Annotated in this window: 3 protein-coding genes; all 3 read right to left on the bottom strand. The window is 48.3% G+C overall.

The features are described from left to right. Positions 1-10 precede the first annotated feature (10 nt). The gene (locus QCH34_RS12180; protein WP_300334529.1) at positions 11-103 is read right to left on the bottom strand and encodes a type II toxin-antitoxin system HicA family toxin; all 93 of its coding nucleotides are present in this window, start codon (positions 101-103) and stop codon (positions 11-13) included. Between the two features lie 132 nt (positions 104-235). Then, positions 236-436, bottom strand: coding sequence for a type II toxin-antitoxin system HicB family antitoxin (locus QCH34_RS12175; protein ID WP_300334528.1), 201 nt, complete (start codon positions 434-436; stop codon positions 236-238). 147 nt (positions 437-583) lie between these two features. Next, the coding region (locus QCH34_RS12170) for a PAS domain-containing sensor histidine kinase (RefSeq protein ID WP_300334527.1) at positions 584-1,690 on the bottom strand (1,107 nt) is incomplete at its 5' end.

The following is a 1,690-nucleotide window of genomic DNA, read 5'->3' as shown; positions in this document are numbered from 1 at the left end:
GTTTTTACGCTTATAATAATTGTATGAACTCGTCTTTTGTGAGCCCCGCCTGTCTGATGATGCTTTGTATCGTTCCTTTTGAAATTTCCTTGTGGTTTGGAATAGTAAGCCTTCGATGAGGTTCTTTCTCCTGTCTGAGGATAATATGGCTCCTGTTTGATGGTCAACAGAGTAGCCTATCTTATTAAGTGCTTTTATTACTTCAAGATAAGACAATATTGGCAATTTAGGCATATCAGGCGTTTATCTCTATAGTATCCTCATATACTGACGGGGGGATTGGCTCATTATGCTTCTTCAGGCTTGCCAGGTATCCGGTTGCAGCATCGTGTATATTTTCAAGGGCTTCGGCTCTGGTTACTCCCTCGGATATGCAGCCCGGAAGGGACGGGCATTCGGCGACAAAGATCCCATCTTCGTCGACTTCAATTATCACTCTGAATTTCATATGACCTGATCTATATGCCTATTCACAATTGCCCTCACAGGCATTCTGCTTTATCGCTCGATTTACCGCCTTTTGCATATCTCCAATACCTAAACAATTCGCAAAAGGAAATGACAATGTATGCCCGAGACGCTCTCATCCCGTCCCCTCTCCGTCTCTCCGCCATACACTACCCGGCACCATAATCTCAAACCGTGCCCCCTCACCATAGACCCCGGATTCGGAGATGGTAATCCCGGTGATTGAAAGGATCTCGCGGGCGAGGAAGAGCCCCAAACCGGTATTCTTCCCGACGCCTTTCTCAAATATCCGCTCCTTCACGTTATCCGGAACGCCGGGGCCGTTATCTTCCCAGGTGATGACGAGACTGCCATCCTGTTCCTCACACCGGATCATGACGCAGTCAGCCCCCCCGGCGTACCGAAGGGTGTTATCATAGAGGTTCTGGAGAACCTTCTCAAACATCGGATCGGCATATACAGAGACCTCGCCACAGTCATGGTGGATGGGGGGGTGAGTATGATCGATCACCTCGATGAGAGGTGATAATGGCTGCCAGGTGGGGGCGTGAACACCGAGGTTTTCATAGACCCTCGTAAACTCGATCTGTTTCTGGATGGCATTGGCTGCCTTTTCTGCTTCAGTGTGATACCTGGAGAGTGTGGGATCATTAATCTCATGCTGGATCAGATCGAGGTATCCCTGAAGTGCCATGACCTGGTTCAGGATGTCGTGCCGGGTGATACTGGAGAGGAGGTGGAGTTTTTTACTTGCAGTCTGTAGCGCTTCTTCGGCGGCTTTCCGTTCGGTGATATCCTGCCCGATACCATAGAGAATTGTTTTTCCTTCAACCTCAAGCGGTACGACATTTAAAAGCAGCGTCTTGATCGTCCCATGAATCAGATAATCAGTCTCAATTGTTCTTGGGGCCATAAAGGGTGAATGTTCCTTTTTTTGTCTCTCCAGCTTCTCCGGGAGAGCGAAATCCCATACGCTCTTTGTGAACAATTCCTCACGAGTACATTCAAGAAATGCACATGCTGCATTGTTTGCATCAATGTAATATCCGGCTTCATTGACAACCAGAATGGGGTTCACCGCCTCTTCAGCCTTTTTTTGGTCGGTGATGTCATGGAGCCGTTCGATGATCATTTCGATCTCACCGTTCTCATCAAGGATGGGATTGCTCGTGCATTCAAGGTACATCCCGAACTCCGGAGTATATCTCACGACCGTCTCCTG

This window comes from Methanocalculus sp. (genome assembly GCF_029762515.1).
Taxonomy (GTDB): domain Archaea; phylum Halobacteriota; class Methanomicrobia; order Methanomicrobiales; family Methanocorpusculaceae; genus Methanocalculus.
Note: the sequence above shows the minus strand (reverse complement) of the source record. Positions and strands in the feature narration are given on the sequence as shown.